Below are 16758 nucleotides of genomic sequence, written 5' to 3'. Positions count from 1 at the left end.
GCTGCGCCCCCCTCCCCCCCCCCTTTCCCCCCAAAAAAAACACTTCCCCCCGGTTGCTTCCCCCCCCCCCCACCCCCCCCCCCCGGGGGGGGCCCGCGGCGGCCGCCTTTATCGGCACGACCATCGAGTTCTACGACTTCTACATCTACGCCTTTGCCGCGGCACTGGTGCTTGGTCAACTGTTCTTCCCCAGCGAAAACCCGATGCTCAGCACCATGGCGGCCTTTGGCAGTTTTGCCGTCGGCTTTATCGCCCGGCCTTTTGCCGGCATGGTCTTCGGTCATCTGGGCGATCGCCTCGGCCGCAAGAAAATGCTGGTGGTCACCATCGTGCTGATGGGGCTGGCGACCATGTGCATCGGCCTGTTGCCGACCTACGCCCAGGCGGGCATCTGGGCCCCTATCGGCCTGGTGTTCCTGCGCCTGCTGCAAGGCATTTCGGTTGGCGGTGAGTGGGGCGGGGCGGTGCTGATGGCCAGCGAGCACGCACCCAAGCACCGGAAAGTGTTTTTTGCCTCGTTCGCCCAGTGGGGCAGCCCGGCGGGTTTGCTGCTGGCGTTGATTGCGTTTCGCTGCATCAGCGCGATGGAACAAGAGGCGCTGATGAGCTGGGGCTGGCGTATTCCGTTCCTGCTCAGCGGGGTGCTGATGATCGTCGGCCTGGTGATCCGCTTTGGCGTGCCGGAGTCGCCGGAGTTTGCCGAGGTCAAGGACAACGACCAGACCTCTGACAACCCGGTGCTGGAAGTCATCCGCAAGGGCTGGAAGAACATCCTTTTCGCTGCACTGGCGGTCACCATCGGCTCGGGTGGTTTCTTCTTCACCAATACCTTCATGATCACCTACGTTACCCAGTACCAGGGCATTGCCAAGACCACGATCCTCGACTGTCTGTTCGTGGTCACCATCCTGCAGTTCCTGTCGCAACCCTGCTCGGCGCTGCTGGCCGAACGCCTGGGCGAGGGGCGTTTTCTCAAGTGGGTGGCATCGCTGTGCATCCTGGTGCCGTACCCGATGTTCCTGCTGGTGCAGACCGGCAACATTGTCTACATGACCGCCGGCATCGCCATGGCCGTCCTGCTGCTGGCCGCCCTGTACGCGGTAATCGCCGGCTACATGGCCGAGGCCTTTCCGGCGCGAGTACGCTATTCGGGCATCTCGATTGCCTATCAACTGGGCAGCGGCCTGACAGGCGGTCTGACGCCGATGCTGGGTACTTTCCTGGCCGGTCACTTCGCCGGGCAATGGCTGCCGCTGGCGGTGTTCTTCAGCGTGCTGGCGCTGATGTCGCTGACCGGGGTGCTGGGCCTGTCGCACCTGCGTAGCAGCAACGCCCAGCCGGTCGTGCTGTCCTCTTCACAAGGAGTCGTTTCATGAGCAAACCCGCCGACATGCCGGAGATCGAGTGGCAGTCACGCTGTGACCTGGCCGCACTGTATCGCCTGATTGCCTATTACCGCATGACCGACCTGATCGACACGCACATCACCCTGCGCGTGCCAGGGCCGCAACGGCATTTTCTGATCAACCGCTACGGCGTGGCGTTCGAGAAAATGCGCGCCAGCGACCTGGTGCTGATCGACCTGGAAGGCAAAGTGGTCGACAGCAGTTACAACGGTGGGCAAGTGAACACGGCCGGCTTTGTCATCCATTCGGCTATCCACGACGCGCGCCCGGACCTGCACTGCATCATTCACACCCATACCGCCGCCGGCATGGCGGTGGCAGCCCAGCGCGATGGTTTGTTGCCGCTGACCCAACACGCCCTGAAGTTCTACGGCAACCTGGCGTATCACACCTACGAAGGCATCGCCCTGTCACTGGAAGAGCGTGAGCGGCTGGTCGCCGACCTGGGTTCGCACAAGGCGATGATCCTGCGCAACCATGGCTTGCTCGCAGCCGGTGGCAGCGTGGCGGCGGCGTTCCACGAGATCTATTTCCTGGAGCGTGCCTGCCAGGCGCAGATCCAGGCGATGTCCGCCGGGGTGGCACTGAACTTCCCGAGCGAAGAAGTGTGCCTGCACACGGCTGCGCAGTTTGGCCGTGACGGCATCGACGGGATCATAGACATGGCCTGGAAGGCTGCGCTGAGTCTGATCGACGAGCAGCGCGCCGATTGGTGCAGTTGACTATGGCCCGTCTCATTTTGCTGTGTCAGGACCTGGCGTTGACCGATTGGCTGGCCGCGCTGTTCGCCCGCCATGCCCCTCACCTTGCGGTGTTGCGCCCAGGTGATGAGGGCGCGCAGCAGGCCGAGGTCGCGGTCTGCTGGTTCCCGCCCGCGGGTAGCCTGGGTGCGTTGGCGAACCTGCGCCTGGTGTATTCGATTGGCTCGGGCGTCGACCACCTGGCGCAAGACACGTCGCGCGATGCCTCGGTGCCGGTGTGCCGGGTGGTTGATCCGGACCACACCCAGGGCATGAGTGAATACGTGCACTGGGGCGTGCTGCACTTTCACCGTGGCTTCGACCAGGTGATCTCCGGCAACGCCACGCAACGCTGGCAGCGTCCGTTGCAGCGGCGCGCACAGGCATTCAAGGTCGGGGTGATGGGCCTGGGGGCGATTGGTGCGCCGGTGGCGGTACGGCTGGCACAAGCCGGCTACGACGTGCGCGGCTGGGCCCGCACGCCACGGGAGATCGACGGGGTGACCACCTTTAACGGGGCGTCGGCACTGCCGGCGTTTCTGCAGGGGCTGGACGTGCTGGTCAACCTCTTGCCACTGACGCCTGCTACCCGGGGCGTGCTGGGCCGCGAGGTGTTCCAGCAGCTGGCGCCAGGCGCTGCGCTGATCAATTGCGGTCGGGGCCAGCACCTCAACCCTGCAGACCTGCGCCATGCCCTGGCGGACGGGCAGTTGCGCGGCGCCTTGCTCGATGTGTTCGAGCGCGAACCGCTACCTGCCGATTCGCCACTGTGGCACACACCTGGGGTGTGGGTGACACCGCACATGGCGTCCGCCGCCTCGGACGCGTGTATCGCCCAGCAGGTGACCGAAAACGTATCGCGCCTGACAGCAGGGCTGGCATTGAACAACCTGGTCGATCCCGAACTGGGCTATTGAGCGGGCAGCGAACTAATCACTGGGCGCCGCGATCCCCATGGGCGGTGGCGCGCAGAACATGCATTACCTTTGAACGAGGTTATCAATGAAAACGTTTTTCCACCCGGCACAGCGCCTGCATCATCCACGTTCCTACCTGTCACGGGGGCAAATGCGCGAGCCGCAGGAAGTGCCGGACCGTATCGACCCGCTGCTGGCAGTGGCCGGAAAACTGGGTTACCCGGTGCTCGAACCTGCCGACCACGGCGAGGCGCCGCTGGCCGCCGTGCACAGCCCGGCCTACGTGGAGTACCTGCGCACCGCGTACCAGCAATGGCACGACGTGCCGGAGGACTGGGGCGATGAGGTGATGTCCAACATCTACATCCGCGAAGGCAATCCACTGCGCGGGATTCTCGGCAAAACCGCCCGTTACCTGGCAGACGGCAGTTGCCCGATCGGCGCGCACACCTGGCAGGCCGCGTACTGGTCGGCGCAAAGCGCGGTGGCCGCGGCGCATGCGGTGATCGAAGGCGACAGCGCCGCCTACGCCTTGAGCCGGCCACCGGGGCACCATGCCCGCGCCGAAGCGGCAGGCGGGTTCTGCTTCCTCAACAACGCTGCAATTGCTGCCCAGGTATTGCGCGGCACGTTCGCCAAGGTCGCCGTGCTGGATACCGACATGCACCACGGCCAGGGCATCCAGGAAATCTTCTACGACCGCGACGACGTGCTCTACGTGTCGATTCATGGCGACCCCACCAATTTCTACCCGGTGGTCGCCGGTTTCGACGATGAGACCGGCACCGGCATCGGTGAGGGTTACAACCTGAACCTGCCGATGGCGCACGGCGCCCGCGAAGCGGATTTCTTCGCCTGCATGGACCAGGCCGAAGCAGCCCTGCGTGCCTTTGCCCCCGACGTGCTGGTGCTGTCGCTGGGCTTCGACATCTACGAAAACGACCCGCAGTCCAAGGTTGCCGTCAGCCATGAAGGTTTCCGCTTGCTGGGGCAGCGCATCAAGGCGCTGGGGCTGCCGTGCGTGGTGGTGCAGGAGGGCGGCTATGACATCGCGACCCTGGATGAAAACGCTACACGGTTCTTCGACGGTATGACCGCTTAACACTGAGCTTCATCTTCCCGGGCAGGGTAACGCGCCGTCGTTCCCGGCCCGGGTACTTCGATCCATACATAAAACAATAACAGTGCCACGTGCGCCCATGCGCAAGTTAGTGGTCGGGTTGAGTGCTGCCCGACCCATAGCGACCTGGTTAATAACAATAAATCTTCACGCTGCCGTTCTGATAGCTGGCAATAAGGGAGTGTATTATGTGGTTTAAATTTTTTACCTTGGGGATGGCCGGCGCAAGTGTTTGCTTGAGCAGTGCGGTCGTGAGTGCAGCAGAGGCGAATAACGGTTTTATCGAAGACAGTACGACGACTGTAGGTTTCAGAAACTTTTACTGGAACGCAGATAACCGTAACGGCAGTTACACCAACTTCGATGGCGAACGGCAAAGTTACCGCCAGGAATGGGCACAAGGGGTACTGGCCAAGTTCAACTCCGGGTTTACCCAGGGGTTGGTCGGCTTTGGCCTGGATCTGCATTACATGGGCGCGGTCAAACTTGACGGTGGCAAAGGCCGGGTCGGCGATGGTATCGGCAATGGCGGTATCGTTGCGCGTGATAACAACGGCGACCCGAAAAGCGAATTCTCCAAGGCGGGCGGTGCAGTGAAAATGCGCATCGCCAGTACCGAACTGGCCTATGGCGACCTGTTCCCGGATACGCCGGTGCTCAAATACGGCGATATCCGGCTGTTGCCGCAAACCCTGCGCGGCTGGAATGTCACTGACCGCACTTTCGCCGGCCTGACACTCAATGCCGGGCGTTTCGTCTCCAGTAGCGACCGGGCACAACCCAATCATGGCGGTCACCTCGGCACCGCCTACGGTGGGCGCCAGGCAGACAGTGACTTTGTCAGTGTTTACGGGGGTGTTTACACAGGCATCAACAATGTAAAAGTCAAACTGTTCGGCTCTGAACTGGACGATATCTGGAACCAGCAATTTGCTTCCATTGAATACCGCGTGCCATTGGCAGTGGGCGGTACGTTCAATACCGGTATCAACTATTACCGCACCCGAGATACCGGTGCTGCACTGTTGGGCGCCATTCGCAACGATGCCTGGAGTACCCGTGCAGGTTATGCGCTGGGCGGGCATAAAGTTGAATTGGCGTTTACCCAGATTGATGGCGACCAACCGTTCGATTATGTCTGGAACAGTTTTGACATCGAACTGGATGCGGCGTCACAGGGCAGCGACTTCAACAGCCCCAACGAAAAGGCCTGGAGTGCCCGTTACGATCTGGATGCAGTGGTCTTCGGTGTGCCGGGCCTGACCTTTACTGCGCGCTACATTCGCGGTACCGACATCGACGGCCGCAATGCCTCGGGTGCTTACTCACGGTTCCAGGCAGTGCACGATGGCTCGCAGTGGGAGCGGGACCTGTGGGTCAAGTACGTGGTGCAATCGGGCCCGGCGAAGAACCTTTCGCTGCGTCTGCTGCACGCCTCCATGCGCACCGGTGGCGACTATGGCGCGATTGCCAACGACCTGGACCAGACCCGTATCATCCTTGATTACCCGTTGGACCTGAACTTCCTGAAATAACGTCCGCACCCAGGGTCGCGTGCAGCACCGGCTTCACGCGACCCGATGTGCCTGCTGGTGCTACTTGCCGCCTCGGATATGCCCGACAACCCCGCCCGCAGCAGCGCCAAGTGCCGCGCCGGTCCAGCCACTGCCACCGGAAATCGCTGCAATCCCGGCGCCCGCTGCGGCACCAATGGCCGCGCCGCGGAGCGGGCCTTGCTGCTGCGAGCTCATGTTGGGGCAGCCGACCAGGCTGGCGACCGTGAGGGCGGCGGCAAACGATAGAAACCGCTTCATGTTCATCTCCGCTATTTGTTCTGCTTCAGCCCCGGCACCACCATTTCGAACCAGAGGGTTTCGATGACGGGCCGTTTCAGCTGATCAGGGTGGGCGGTGTACCAGGTATCGAGACCCTGGCGCACCGTGTCGAGCGTCTGGCCCTTCAGGCCTCTGCCGAAACGTGGAATCAGGCTCTGCTCATCAGTCGGCTTCTTGTCGCCATGGTAGGCCGCCTCCACTTCAAAGGCATTGGCAATGCCGATCAGGTAAACCTTCTTGAACTCTGCCGATGACTGCGTCCACTGCTCGCCAGTGACCAGCGGAACCGGCAGTTCTTTGGCCCGGGCAATGCCCGTTACCATTACCAGGGTCATGCAGATCGCCAGTGCCAGCGAACCTGTTCGCAACGCGCTCATTTCTCGTCTCCTCGCAAGACCGAACCTCAACGGCATGGCCCGCACCGACAGCCTGGGCGCGGCTACTTTCAAGAATAGTCGGCCTGCTGCAACCCGGGGGCTCTCGGTTGTCTGGAAGGGGCGATATTCGCTGCCTGAGCTGACCGTCTGTCCGCCATTGGCAGCAGCTGTCGAATCCCTCGCCAGCCAATCGACTACTGCACAGATCACCCCGATCAGCTCAACCCTTTTGCAGGAGTCAAGGTCATGTCCTATGTCGATGGTTTTGTAATCGCCGTGCCGACGGCCAACCGCGAAAAGTTCAAGCAGCACGCCGATGCGGCGGCGGTGGTATTCAAGGAGTGTGGCGCCGAGCGTGTGGTCGAATGCTGGGGCGATGATGTCCCCGAAGGCAAGGTCACCTCTTTTCCGCTGGCGGTGAAATGCAAGCCTGATGAGACGGTGGTGTTTTCTTTCATTCTTTGGCCCTCGCGGGAAGTAAGGGATGCCGGGATGAAGAAGATGATGGAAGACCCGCGCCTGCAGCCTGATCAGAACCCGATGCCGTTTGATGGGCAGCGTCTGATTTATGGTGGGTTCAGGATTCTGGTGGATGTCTAGGGGGTAATGCCCAAGCGCGCTAAGCATGTATCCAACCGGTCTTACATCCGGCCCGGTAGCCCTTGCCGGTTGTCGGGCCTGGCGTTTAGCTATTGGTTCGCGCTGACGTTGACCGCCAGCAGATGATGACCGCGCGGATAAATCAGGTGCAGAAAATGAGCACTCCCCTGGATTTGAAAGCGTTGAAGGCCCGCCAGCAGGCGGCGTGGGCCAGCGGCGACTACGCCGTGATCGGCACTACCCTGCAACTGGTTGGCGAGCGACTGGCCGAGGCCTGCGACTTGCGCTGGGATGAAAAAGTCCTGGATGTCGCCGCCGGCAACGGCAATGCCACCCTGGCCGCGGCACGCCGCGGCTGTCAGGTCCGATCCACAGATTATGTCGCCGAGCTGTTGAAACGTGGCGAGGAGCGGGCGCAGGCGGAACGGTTGAAGGTGGTGTTCGAGGTGGCCGACGTGGAGGCGCTGCCGTATGCCGACGGCGCTTACGATGCGGTGATCTCCACCTTTGGCGTGATGTTCGCCCCCGACCAGGCGCAAGCGGCCCGCGAGCTTGCCCGGGTGTGCCGCCCGGGTGGCCGGATCGGTCTGGCCAACTGGACCCCGCAAGGCTTCATCGGCCAATTGTTCAAGACCCTGGGGCGGCATGTGCCGCCACCCGCCGGCGCGTTGCCGCCTTCGCGCTGGGGTGACGAAGAACAGTTGCGCATCCTGTTCGCCGACAGCATCGGAGCCCTGAACGTCAGCCGCCAGCAGTTCAATTTCCGCTACCGCTCGGCGGCGCATTTCATCGAGGTGTTCCGCACCTGGTACGGGCCGGTGCACAAGGCCTTTGCCTCTTTGGACGGTGAGGCTGCCAGCGCCCTGGAACGCGACCTGACCCAGCTGATCAACGACAACAACGTGGCCGGGCCGTCGTCGTTGGTGGTGCCCAGCGAATACCTGGAAATCGTTATCACCCGCCGCTGATGACCCAAGTGATTTATCCGGCGGCGGCTTACTGCCAGCCTGCCAGGCTGTCGTCCGGACCGTCGGCGTTGCGGCGGAAAAACTCGCGCAGGTGCTCGATAAAAAAAGCCACTTTCGCCGACAGGTTGAGGCGCTCCAGGTACACCGCGTAAATGTCGGCCGGGGGCGTGTGATAGTCGCTGAGCACCTCGACCAGGCGGCCACTGCGCAAGTGGTCGGCGAGGTTCCATTCGGCGCGCATGAGGATGCCCTGGCCATCCAGCGCCCAGTTCAATGCCACCTCGCCATCGTTGGTACTCAGGGTGCCACGCACTTTGACCGACTCACTCTGTTTGCCCCGGCTCAGCCGCCAGCTGCCGAACGCGGCATCGTTCTGGCGCAGCACGATGCAGTTGTGCTGCAACAGGTCGCGGGGCGTTTGCGGGCAGCCGAAGGCCTGCAAGTACGCTGGCGCCGCACACAGGCGGCGACGGTTCGCGGCGATTTTTCGGGCGATCAGACGTGAATCGGGTAGCTCGCCAAAGCGGATGGCAACGTCAATGGCGTCGTCCGGCAGGTTGATCGGTCGGTCGGTGAGCTGCAGTTGCACCTGGACCTCCGGGTAGCGTCGGGCGAATGACGATATCGCCGGCCCCACATGGGTACGCCCGAACCCCAGGGGCGCGTTCACCCGCAACAGGCCCTTGGGCGCCGCCCGGCTACTGGAGACCTGACGCTCCATCTCCTCGATTTCACCCAGGATTCGCTGCGCGTTGATCAGGTAGGTCTCGCCCTCGGCGGTCAGGCTGATGCTGCGTGTGGTGCGGTTGAGCAGGCGCACGCCAAGCCGTTGCTCCAGCTGTGCCAGGCGCTTGGAAACCGCAGGCGGCGTCAGGTTCAGCTCGCGGGCAGTGGCCGCCAGGCTGCCGACCTTGACCAGCTGGGTAAAAAACGCCAGTTCCGAGACCGGGTTCATAATTAACCTGAAGTAAATAATGAAGTGAATTTCATTGTATTACAGCATTTTAGAAAAGCCATTACCTTTAGCTCCCGTGATTAACCACAAAAAACCTGGGCTATTGATTTGTCACTGCCAGTGGCCCAGCCGCCAGAAAAATCCGACTCACAACAATAATGCGGAGCAGATAATGGCCAAACGATTGATAGGCAAGCTGTATGTCCAGGTGCTGATAGGCGTGGCCCTGGGCATCGTTCTGGGGGTGTTCTGGCCCCACGTCGGTGTCGACCTCAAGCCCATTGGCGATGCCTTTATCAAACTGATCAAGATGGTCTTCGCACCGATCATTTTCGCCACCGTGGTGCTCGGCATCGCCAAGATGGAGAACATGAAGGAGCTGGGCCGGGTGGGGGTGCGCGCACTCATCTACTTTGAAGTGCTGTCGACCTTCGCCCTGGTGCTGGGCCTGATCGTGGTCAACCTGGTGCAGCCCGGCCAGGGCATGAACGTCGACCCGGCCACCCTCGATGCCAAGAGCATCGCCACCTACACCTCGGCGGCGGCGAGCGGTTCGGGCAGCTTCAGCGACTTCCTCCTGCATGTGATCCCGGCGAGTGTCACCGATGCGTTTGCCAACAACGAGATCCTGCAGATCCTGCTGTTCTCCACCCTGTTCGGCATCGCCCTGTCGCACCTGGGGCCACGCGGCAAGCCCTTCGTCGATGTGCTCGAAGCCTTCTCCCACGGCATGTTCCATATCGTCGGCATGATCATGCGCGTTGCGCCGTTGGCGGCCTGCGGGGCGATGGCGTTCACCGTCGGCAAGTACGGCCTGGGCTCGATCGTGTCGCTCGGCAAGCTGATGGCGACCATGTACCTGACCTGCTTTCTGTTCGTGGTGGTCATCCTGGGCGCCATCGCGCGGCTGTCGGGTTTCAGTCTGTGGAAGTTCCTCAAGTACCTCAAGGAAGAGCTGTTCACCGTGCTCGGTACCAGCTCTTCGGAGTCGGTGGTGCCGCAGTTGATGACCAAGCTGGAGAAGGTTGGTGTGTCCAAGCCGGTGGTCGGCCTGGTGATCCCCTCGGGCCTGACCTTCAACCCGGACGGCCAGTGCATCTACTACACCATGGCCGCGATATTCATCGCCCAGGCCACCAACACGCCCTTGACCCTGATGGATCAGCTGATCGTGCTCGGCGTGCTGCTGCTCACCTCCAAAGGCTCGGCGGGGGTGACCGGTTCGGGCTTCATCACCCTGGCCGCGACCCTGGCGACCATGGACAACATTCCGGTGGCCGGCATGGTGCTGCTGCTTGGCGTCGACCGCTTCATGTCGGAAGCGCGGGCCATCACCAACACCATTGGCAATGCCGTCGGCACCATGGCCATCGCCAGGTGGGTCGGTGCCCTCAACAAAAAACAAATGGATCAGGTGCTCGAAGGCGGCCCGGTGCCTGCGCCAACCCCGGCGCAGCAGGCCGCGCCGCTCGCTGCGCAACGTCCTGTGAAACCTGTCTTGTGATGCAATGAGGAGAACAACCGTGGATAAAGAAGCAGCCGTATCAACATTGACCGACGTGATGGCCAAGTTCACTGCCTACATCGGCAAACGCTTGCCCAAGGACGTCAAAGAAAAGACCGCGAAATTGCGCGCAGCGGAGACCAACCCGCTGGCCATCGCCGTCTACGACTCGATGGCCGAGAACCAGGACTACGCCGACAAGCTCGACCGTCCCAGCTGCCAGGACACCGGGGTGATCCAGTATTTCATCTCGGCCGGGGCGCGCTTCCCGTTGCTCAGCGAGCTGGAAGGCATCCTCGAAAACGCCACCAAGGAGGCGACCATCAAAGGTCCGCTGCGCCATAACGCGGTGGAAACCTTCCTCGAGAAAAATACCGGCACCAACACCGGTTCGAAGATTCCCTGGCTGGACTGGGAAATCATCCCCGATGCCGACCACGCCATCGTCGATGTGTACATGGCCGGTGGTGGCTGCACCTTGCCGGGCTCTGCCAAGGTACTGATGCCCGGCCAGGGCTACGAGGGCGTGACCGAGTTCGTCTTCGACGTGATCACCTCGCGCGGGGTCAACGCCTGTCCGCCGCTGCTGGTGGGCGTGGGCGTCTCGACTTCGGTGGAGACCGCTGCGCGTCTTTCCAAGCGGGCCATCCTGCGCCCGGTGGACTCCAGCCACCCCAACGAAAACGCGGCAATGATGGAGCGTCTGCTGGAGGACGGCCTTAACGAGATCGGTATAGGGCCGCAAGGCTTGACCGGCAACAGCAGCGTGATGGGTGTCAACATCGAATCGTCGGCGCGCCACCCCTCGACCATTGGCGTAGCGGTTTCTACCGGTTGCTGGGCCCACCGGCGCGGCAAGATCCGCATCAATGCCGACCTGACCTACGACATCCTCTCCCATGAAGGAGTAGTACTGTGAAAAAGATCCTCAGCACCCCGATCAAGGACGAGGACCTGGCTGGCCTCAATGTTGGCGATGTGGTTTACCTGACCGGCCAGCTGGTGACCTGCCGCGACGTGGCCCACCGCCGCCTGATCGAGCTCAAGCGCGAACTGCCGGTGGACCTGCGTGGCGGGGCGATCTTTCACGCCGGGCCGATTGTGCGCAAAAAAGACGATGGCAGCTTCGAGATGGTCTCGATCGGGCCGACCACGAGCATGCGCATGGAGAAGTTCGAGAAGCAGTTCATCGAAGAGACCGGGGTCAAACTGATTGTCGGCAAGGGCGGCATGGGCCCGGAGACCACCACCGGCTGCCTCGAAAACAAAGCCGTGCATGCCGTGTTCCCGGGCGGCTGCGCGGTGCTTGCGGCGACCAAGGTCGAAGCGATCGAACGCGCCGAGTGGCAGGACCTGGGCATGCCCGAAACCTTGTGGGTCAACCGCGTGCGCGAGTTTGGTCCGCTGATCATCTCCATCGATACCAAGGGCAATAACCTGTTCGAGCAGAACAAGGCGCGCTTCAACGAGCGCAAGGGCTCGATCATCGAGAAGATCAACAGCCAGGTCCGCTTCATCAAGTGACGCCACCGGTGCCACGGCAAGGACGCCGTGAACACCCGGTTCATCTCAAAGAGATCACCATGCATAAAGCCACTCATGTTGAGCTGCGCAGCGCCTTGCGCGGGCAGCTTGCCCGACCTGTTTGCGTGCGCGCCGCGTCGGTGTTTGATCCTCTGTCGGCGCGGATCGCCGCTGACCTCGGGTTTGAAGTTGGTATCCTTGGCGGCTCGGTCGTTTCCCTGCAAGTGCTGGGCGCCCCGGATATCGCCCTGGTCACCCTCAGCGAATTTGTCGAGCAGGCCACCCGCATTGGGCGGGTAGCGCGCCTGCCGGTAATTGCCGACGCCGACCACGGCTACGGTAACGCGCTGAACGTCATGCGCACCGTGGCCGAACTGGAGCGCGCCGGGATCGCCGCACTGACCCTCGAAGACACCCTGTTGCCGGCCCGTTACGACGGTCCGCCGACCGAACTGATCAGCGTCGAAGAGGGCATCGGCAAACTGTACGCTGCGCGCCAGGCGCGTGAGGACACGGGCCTGGTCCTCATCGCTCGTACGCATGCCGGGGCGCAACCGCTAGCCGAGGTCATTCAACGCACCCGTGCTTATCAGGATGCTGGCGCAGATGGCATTTGCCTGGTCGGCGTGCAAGACGTCGATAAACTCGCCGCGATCGCCGATGGCCTGAACGTACCCTTGATGCTGGTGACCTACGGCAATCCGTCGCTGGGTGATCACAGCTGCCTGGCCGAGCTGGGCGTACGCATCGTCGTCGAGGGTCATGGCGCTTACTTTGCCGCGGTCAACGCCACTTACCACAGCCTGCGCGAGCAACGCGGCCGGGCCAGCGCCGATGGTTTGAGCGCCACACAGCGGGTGCAGCGCTTCAGTGCGACTGAGGATTACCGGGGGTGGGCCCGGGATTTTCTGAATCTGCAGGTATGACGTCGCGTTCAACTCCTAGGCACGCTCGCGATGGCGCTGGTGATGATGGTTGTACGGCCAGGCAACAGCGTCTACAGAGGTGGCAGGGAGCGGCGGCGCGGCCAGGGCTTCCAGGTGCAGGAGGATGTCCTGCGGCTTGAGCACCAGGATGTCGCTGTCCAGGGCATCGAGAATCATCTCGGCGGTGTTGCCGATCAAGGCGCCGCTCAATCCCGTACGGGCCACGCTGCCGATCACCGTCAGCGCCGCTTCGAGCTTGTGCGCCAGGTACGGAATCATCACGTCGGGTGGGCCTTCTTCGATGTGCAGGCGGTCTTCGTCGATGAGGAATTCTTCCTGCAGCCGCTGGCACTGTTCGCGGTAGTACGCCTGGATGCTCTCCTTGAGCTGGAGCATCGTGTCGCTTGCCGAAAGCATCGGATACGGGTGGGCACTCATCATGTGCAGCGTGGCGCCGGCCAGTTGAGCGATGTCGTAGCCATGGCCGACGATGCCCGAATGCAGCACGCGATGTTCGACGTCTTCGCTGCCCACGTCCACAGCCGCAAGAATGGTGCCGCCGGTCCATGGCCGGGCGGTTTTTACCATCAGCACCGGGCAGGGGCAGTAGCGCAGCAGCTTCCAGTCCTCGGGAGCGAGCAGCGCTTTCATCAGCGGGTTGTCGGTGACGTGCTGCTTGATCACCAGGCTGCAGTCCTGCGCCTGCTGGGTGGCGATGATGGTCTTGTGCGTGCTGGCGTACCAGGCCTGCTCGGTGCTGACACTGAAACCTTGTTGTTCCAGATCGCTGCGCAGGTTGTGCAGAAAGGGTGTGTGGTGGTTGCCCTTGTTGCACACCAGCAGGTGCAAATGGGATTGCGTTATGCGGGCGATCATTGTTGCTCTGTGCAGGATCAGATCCATTGACTGCTGCGAGTTCACGACCACTAACGTGTTGCGAACAGTATGCATGAGTCTCTTCCTGTGCCTGGGTACAGTGTGTTTTCAGGGCGGCACACGAGCGCAACAGAATGTTTTTATGCGCACGATGACGCCACAGCGCGAAGGCTGTTGTTTTTATGCTGTTACCTGGAGCGGGAGCAGTTGATGTGCGGCGCGTTGCGCGCTCAATTCAACGGTCGGCCATTATAGGGCGGCTGGGCCCGGAACGACGGCAGTTGGTCGGCCGGGCTAGTTGATTTTCAACTAAAAAATTGTTTTTTAGTTAAGGAAACACATTACAGGGTTCAGCGCACATCCTCCCATCTGTTGATTAACGTACCCGGTGTATGGGGAGTGGGCTGTGAAGCGGTAATATTGCCTCACCTCTTGTTACCCAGTTGCAGGCGCCTGAACCGGATATTACCGGAAGCCTTTATTTGAGTGTCATTGATGCGCTGTAGAAGTCCGAGTTCTGCGGTGCCTCCATTATTTACATTGAAGCCCGGTACGACGGTGTGATATCCCGTCGGGGGGATGATCAATTCGACTGTTGCCAAGCTGTTGGTGCTGGATAGTCCCATCACTAATCTGACCTTCTGTCCGATACGTGGGGAGTGAACAAGTGTAAATAGTTCTGAGTTATTTAAATCGTTGCTGATATTCCACTCCGTTTGTATGCCGTTCACAAAGAAGGTTGGGCGTTCCAGTAATGCGTTCAGTAACGAAGAAAGCCTGTCGAGTACGGACGTATGGAATGTGCAATCTGTGAGGCAGGCATCAAAATTTCCATTTGCTACGATAAGCGCGGCGCCATCTTGCGGGTCGACGACCGTTGCACCATAGGCCCGCAGCAAGACAGGAGCCACTGGGTTGCCGTGATCGAGCCGGGATATACATCCGCCAACGATGGTGTATTCGCCAGGTGCCAGTGCCTTGATAAGGATTCCATCTTGCCTGCCAATACCTCGGCAATTTCGTATTGAAGCGCTCACCCGACATCTTGCGTTGTCACTTTTCGTCTCAATCACTTCGCCGACAATATTTTCAAGATCAATTTTGAGTGGGAAAACCCCTTCTTTTGATGGTGTTCTACCTTTTAGGTCTAGCGTCACACAAAGTCCGCTGCCATGAGCGTTGTGCAGGGTAAACTCTTCGCAGACTGAGATGGGTGCCGAACCTGTGGTAATAAGCCCTGGGTTTATTAGTAGTTTTTGCGTAGTTAACGGCGTTCTATACTCAAGTCCGTCGATGATGATTCTACGCCACCAGCGATACTGAATAGGGGTATTCGCAGGCTTCCCTGTACCAGTAGATTGCTGGTGCTTTAAAAGGTTTAGGCTTCCGCTACGCTTGTCGACAACTACCGTTATGTTGCGCATCAAGAGGTCGCCATCACAAAAGCCGCCGGTATCAGTGCGTGAGCGAATAATACCGCTGCTGTTTTTCAGCGTGCGCACGTGAAAAGCAACCGTATCCAGATCCAGGGTGCCGAGCGCCGTTACGAGAACGCCCCAATTGCCAACTACCATGTTTCGAAGTCGCAACCACTCCATGAACGGCTGGTGAAAATCGATGCGGTTGAGAATGCCGTCCCGAAAAGTGATCCGCTGGCAAAGATTATTGCCGGTCGCCCCCCAGCCGTCACCATCGGCATGTGGAGTTATGTCAAGGTCATAACAATTTTGAAGGTTTAGATTATAGGTGTACCCCGTGGTTGCATCAGTGCGATTAGCCCATTGCATCTCAACACGTGCTTTGACTTGACAACACTCACTGAAATGAACAAATGTCGGGTTGGCTAGCTTTTGAGCATTTTCATCTTGGATAAATCGTATGTCCAGATCGAGCAAACTCGTCGTTACAAGCACGAATTGTGCATTTATGTCATTGCCTCGGATATCAAGAGTGAGTCCATTGATGCTGCGACGTCGATCTTCCATTGGGAACACCTTGACCGACGATACGGCAATGCCCCGCATGGAATATTTTAGCGGAGAAGAAACAATACCATCTTTGTAAACCCGGTTGAATTCGATTCTTTTTCGTATTGTCGAGCGATAGGAATAAAAGTCCTGCTCTGTATTGATTATTACAAAGCTGTCTCGAACTTCCGCGCATTGACTCCAGCCGGAAAATACAGACGAGCCTGCGTCGAGGTCTGTAGATGCCATCAGTCCGTTAACCACTGGCCCGGACGTGTATGTCTTTACCTCTTTACTCCTTCCAAACGTAAACCGTCCTGACCACAGCGAACAGTCAAATATCGCGCCAGAAAAATCGCAATCTGTGGTCACCTCAACATTGCCACTGCCTACAAGCTTGAATCGGCCTCTGGCGACCAGCGTTGCCCCGGCCACATTGGCGGCCCTGACGGCAGTCTGCAACTCAAACAAGCAGTCGTCGCGTCCAGCAGAGTCGGCATCAAATGCCGAGAGTGAAATCCGCTCCGACGCGTCAGGAAGTACGGAAAGTTTCAAGCCTCCTTTGGTAATCAGATGATGATTTTTCGCGTCCGCTGCTGCCACTTCATATCGGAAACCTTGGGCAAAAATGGTATCGCCTACCGAGAGCGCCTCGTAGTCGAGATCGATATCGGCGATTAGCTCGGATGTTGTGCTAAACAATGCTCCAATGCGCGCTGACAGGTGGCGGTCAAGTTTAGTTTCGGTGATTGAGTTGTCAGGGATCTCACCCAGTTGCTGGCTCATTGCATCTCTCTCATGTTGGCGATTGAGTCGGGCCGTACTGAGTAGGGCCTGATATATAACGAGCTATACTTCATCTCAATCGCTCCTCTGCCGAAGTTTAGAGTGATCTTATGAAGTTTGGCCAAGTGCGCAACTGACAGAAATAACAGGTCGTGAAAGTGGGTTTTCTCTGACATCCTACTGAGCGCCCTGTAAAACCCGCGATAAGTACCGTGCTTCATTCACTTTCTCTGTAACGGTCTGTACAGAGAAAGTGA

The 16758-nt window shown here is 60.0% G+C and carries 16 protein-coding genes; 11 read left to right on the top strand and 5 right to left on the bottom strand.

Annotated elements, in window-relative coordinates; translation table 11 throughout:
- The first annotated feature begins 53 nt into the window (after positions 1-53).
- The 5 genes from I5S59_RS20645 to I5S59_RS20625 all read left to right on the top strand — a co-directional run bounded on the left by I5S59_RS20645 (position 54) and on the right by I5S59_RS20625 (position 5718).
- A complete protein-coding gene (locus I5S59_RS20645) occupies positions 54-1376 on the top strand; it encodes an MFS transporter (RefSeq protein WP_197878245.1) in 1323 nt (440 codons plus the stop codon).
- On the top strand, positions 1373-2128 hold the full coding sequence (locus tag I5S59_RS20640; RefSeq protein ID WP_197878244.1) for a class II aldolase/adducin family protein: 756 nt from the start codon (positions 1373-1375) through the stop codon (positions 2126-2128). The genes I5S59_RS20645 and I5S59_RS20640 overlap by 4 nt, the downstream gene beginning before the upstream one ends.
- A 2-nt stretch (positions 2129-2130) precedes the next feature.
- Complete coding sequence (locus I5S59_RS20635) at positions 2131-3063, top strand: 2-hydroxyacid dehydrogenase (protein ID WP_197878243.1); 933 nt, start codon at positions 2131-2133, stop codon at positions 3061-3063.
- 85 nt (positions 3064-3148) lie between these two features.
- Complete coding sequence (locus tag I5S59_RS20630) at positions 3149-4165, top strand: histone deacetylase family protein (protein WP_197878242.1); 1017 nt, start codon at positions 3149-3151, stop codon at positions 4163-4165.
- A gap of 206 nt (positions 4166-4371) precedes the next feature.
- A complete protein-coding gene (locus tag I5S59_RS20625) occupies positions 4372-5718 on the top strand; it encodes an OprD family porin (protein ID WP_197878241.1) in 1347 nt (448 codons plus the stop codon).
- Positions 5719-5778: 60 nt separating this feature from the next.
- On the opposite strand, the gene I5S59_RS20620 is transcribed toward I5S59_RS20625, so the two are convergent.
- Entirely contained in the window at positions 5779-5997 is a 219-nt protein-coding gene (locus I5S59_RS20620; RefSeq protein WP_197878240.1) for a YMGG-like glycine zipper-containing protein, read from the bottom strand.
- Between the two features lie 11 nt (positions 5998-6008).
- Entirely contained in the window at positions 6009-6395 is a 387-nt protein-coding gene (locus I5S59_RS20615; RefSeq protein ID WP_197878239.1) for a hypothetical protein, read from the bottom strand.
- Positions 6396-6641: 246 nt separating this feature from the next.
- Here I5S59_RS20615 and I5S59_RS20610 point away from each other — a divergent pair, with 246 nt between their 5' ends.
- Positions 6642-6995: a DUF1428 domain-containing protein gene (locus I5S59_RS20610; protein WP_197878238.1), complete on the top strand. Its 354-nt coding sequence runs from the start codon at positions 6642-6644 to the stop codon at positions 6993-6995.
- 155 nt (positions 6996-7150) lie between these two features.
- Positions 7151-7963: a class I SAM-dependent methyltransferase gene (locus I5S59_RS20605; RefSeq protein WP_197878237.1), complete on the top strand. Its 813-nt coding sequence runs from the start codon at positions 7151-7153 to the stop codon at positions 7961-7963.
- Between the two features lie 28 nt (positions 7964-7991).
- Here the strand turns inward: I5S59_RS20605 and I5S59_RS20600 are convergent, their stop codons facing one another.
- Positions 7992-8918, bottom strand: a complete 927-nt coding sequence (locus I5S59_RS20600) for a LysR substrate-binding domain-containing protein (protein ID WP_197878236.1) — start codon at positions 8916-8918, stop codon at positions 7992-7994.
- A gap of 172 nt (positions 8919-9090) precedes the next feature.
- On the opposite strand from I5S59_RS20600, the gene I5S59_RS20595 reads away from it, so the two are divergent.
- The 4 genes from I5S59_RS20595 to I5S59_RS20580 are packed head-to-tail and all read left to right on the top strand — an operon-like array spanning position 9091 to position 12872.
- A complete protein-coding gene (locus I5S59_RS20595; protein ID WP_197878235.1) occupies positions 9091-10422 on the top strand; it encodes a dicarboxylate/amino acid:cation symporter in 1332 nt (443 codons plus the stop codon).
- Positions 10423-10441: 19 nt separating this feature from the next.
- Complete coding sequence (ttdA, locus tag I5S59_RS20590) at positions 10442-11341, top strand: L(+)-tartrate dehydratase subunit alpha (RefSeq protein WP_197878234.1); 900 nt, start codon at positions 10442-10444, stop codon at positions 11339-11341.
- Positions 11338-11946 carry a L(+)-tartrate dehydratase subunit beta gene (gene ttdB, locus I5S59_RS20585; protein WP_128324742.1) on the top strand — a complete coding sequence of 203 codons (609 nt, stop codon included), beginning with the start codon at positions 11338-11340 and terminating at the stop codon, positions 11944-11946. The genes ttdA and ttdB overlap by 4 nt, the downstream gene beginning before the upstream one ends.
- A 59-nt stretch (positions 11947-12005) precedes the next feature.
- Positions 12006-12872 (top strand): isocitrate lyase/PEP mutase family protein, encoded by an 867-nt coding sequence (locus tag I5S59_RS20580; RefSeq protein ID WP_197878233.1) that lies wholly within the window; start codon positions 12006-12008, stop codon positions 12870-12872.
- A 15-nt stretch (positions 12873-12887) separates the two neighbouring features.
- Here the strand turns inward: I5S59_RS20580 and I5S59_RS20575 are convergent, their stop codons facing one another.
- Both I5S59_RS20575 and I5S59_RS20570 read right to left on the bottom strand, forming a co-directional pair.
- Positions 12888-13823 (bottom strand): universal stress protein, encoded by a 936-nt coding sequence (locus tag I5S59_RS20575; RefSeq protein ID WP_197878232.1) that lies wholly within the window; start codon positions 13821-13823, stop codon positions 12888-12890.
- A 350-nt stretch (positions 13824-14173) separates the two neighbouring features.
- Positions 14174-16501 (bottom strand): hypothetical protein, encoded by a 2328-nt coding sequence (locus tag I5S59_RS20570; RefSeq protein WP_197878231.1) that lies wholly within the window; start codon positions 16499-16501, stop codon positions 14174-14176.
- Between the last annotated feature and the right edge of the window lie 257 nt (positions 16502-16758).

The organism is Pseudomonas alkylphenolica (genome assembly GCF_016009175.1).
In the GTDB taxonomy this organism is placed as follows: Bacteria; Pseudomonadota; Gammaproteobacteria; order Pseudomonadales; family Pseudomonadaceae; genus Aquipseudomonas; species Aquipseudomonas alkylphenolica_B.
Note: the sequence above shows the minus strand (reverse complement) of the source record. Positions and strands in the feature narration are given on the sequence as shown.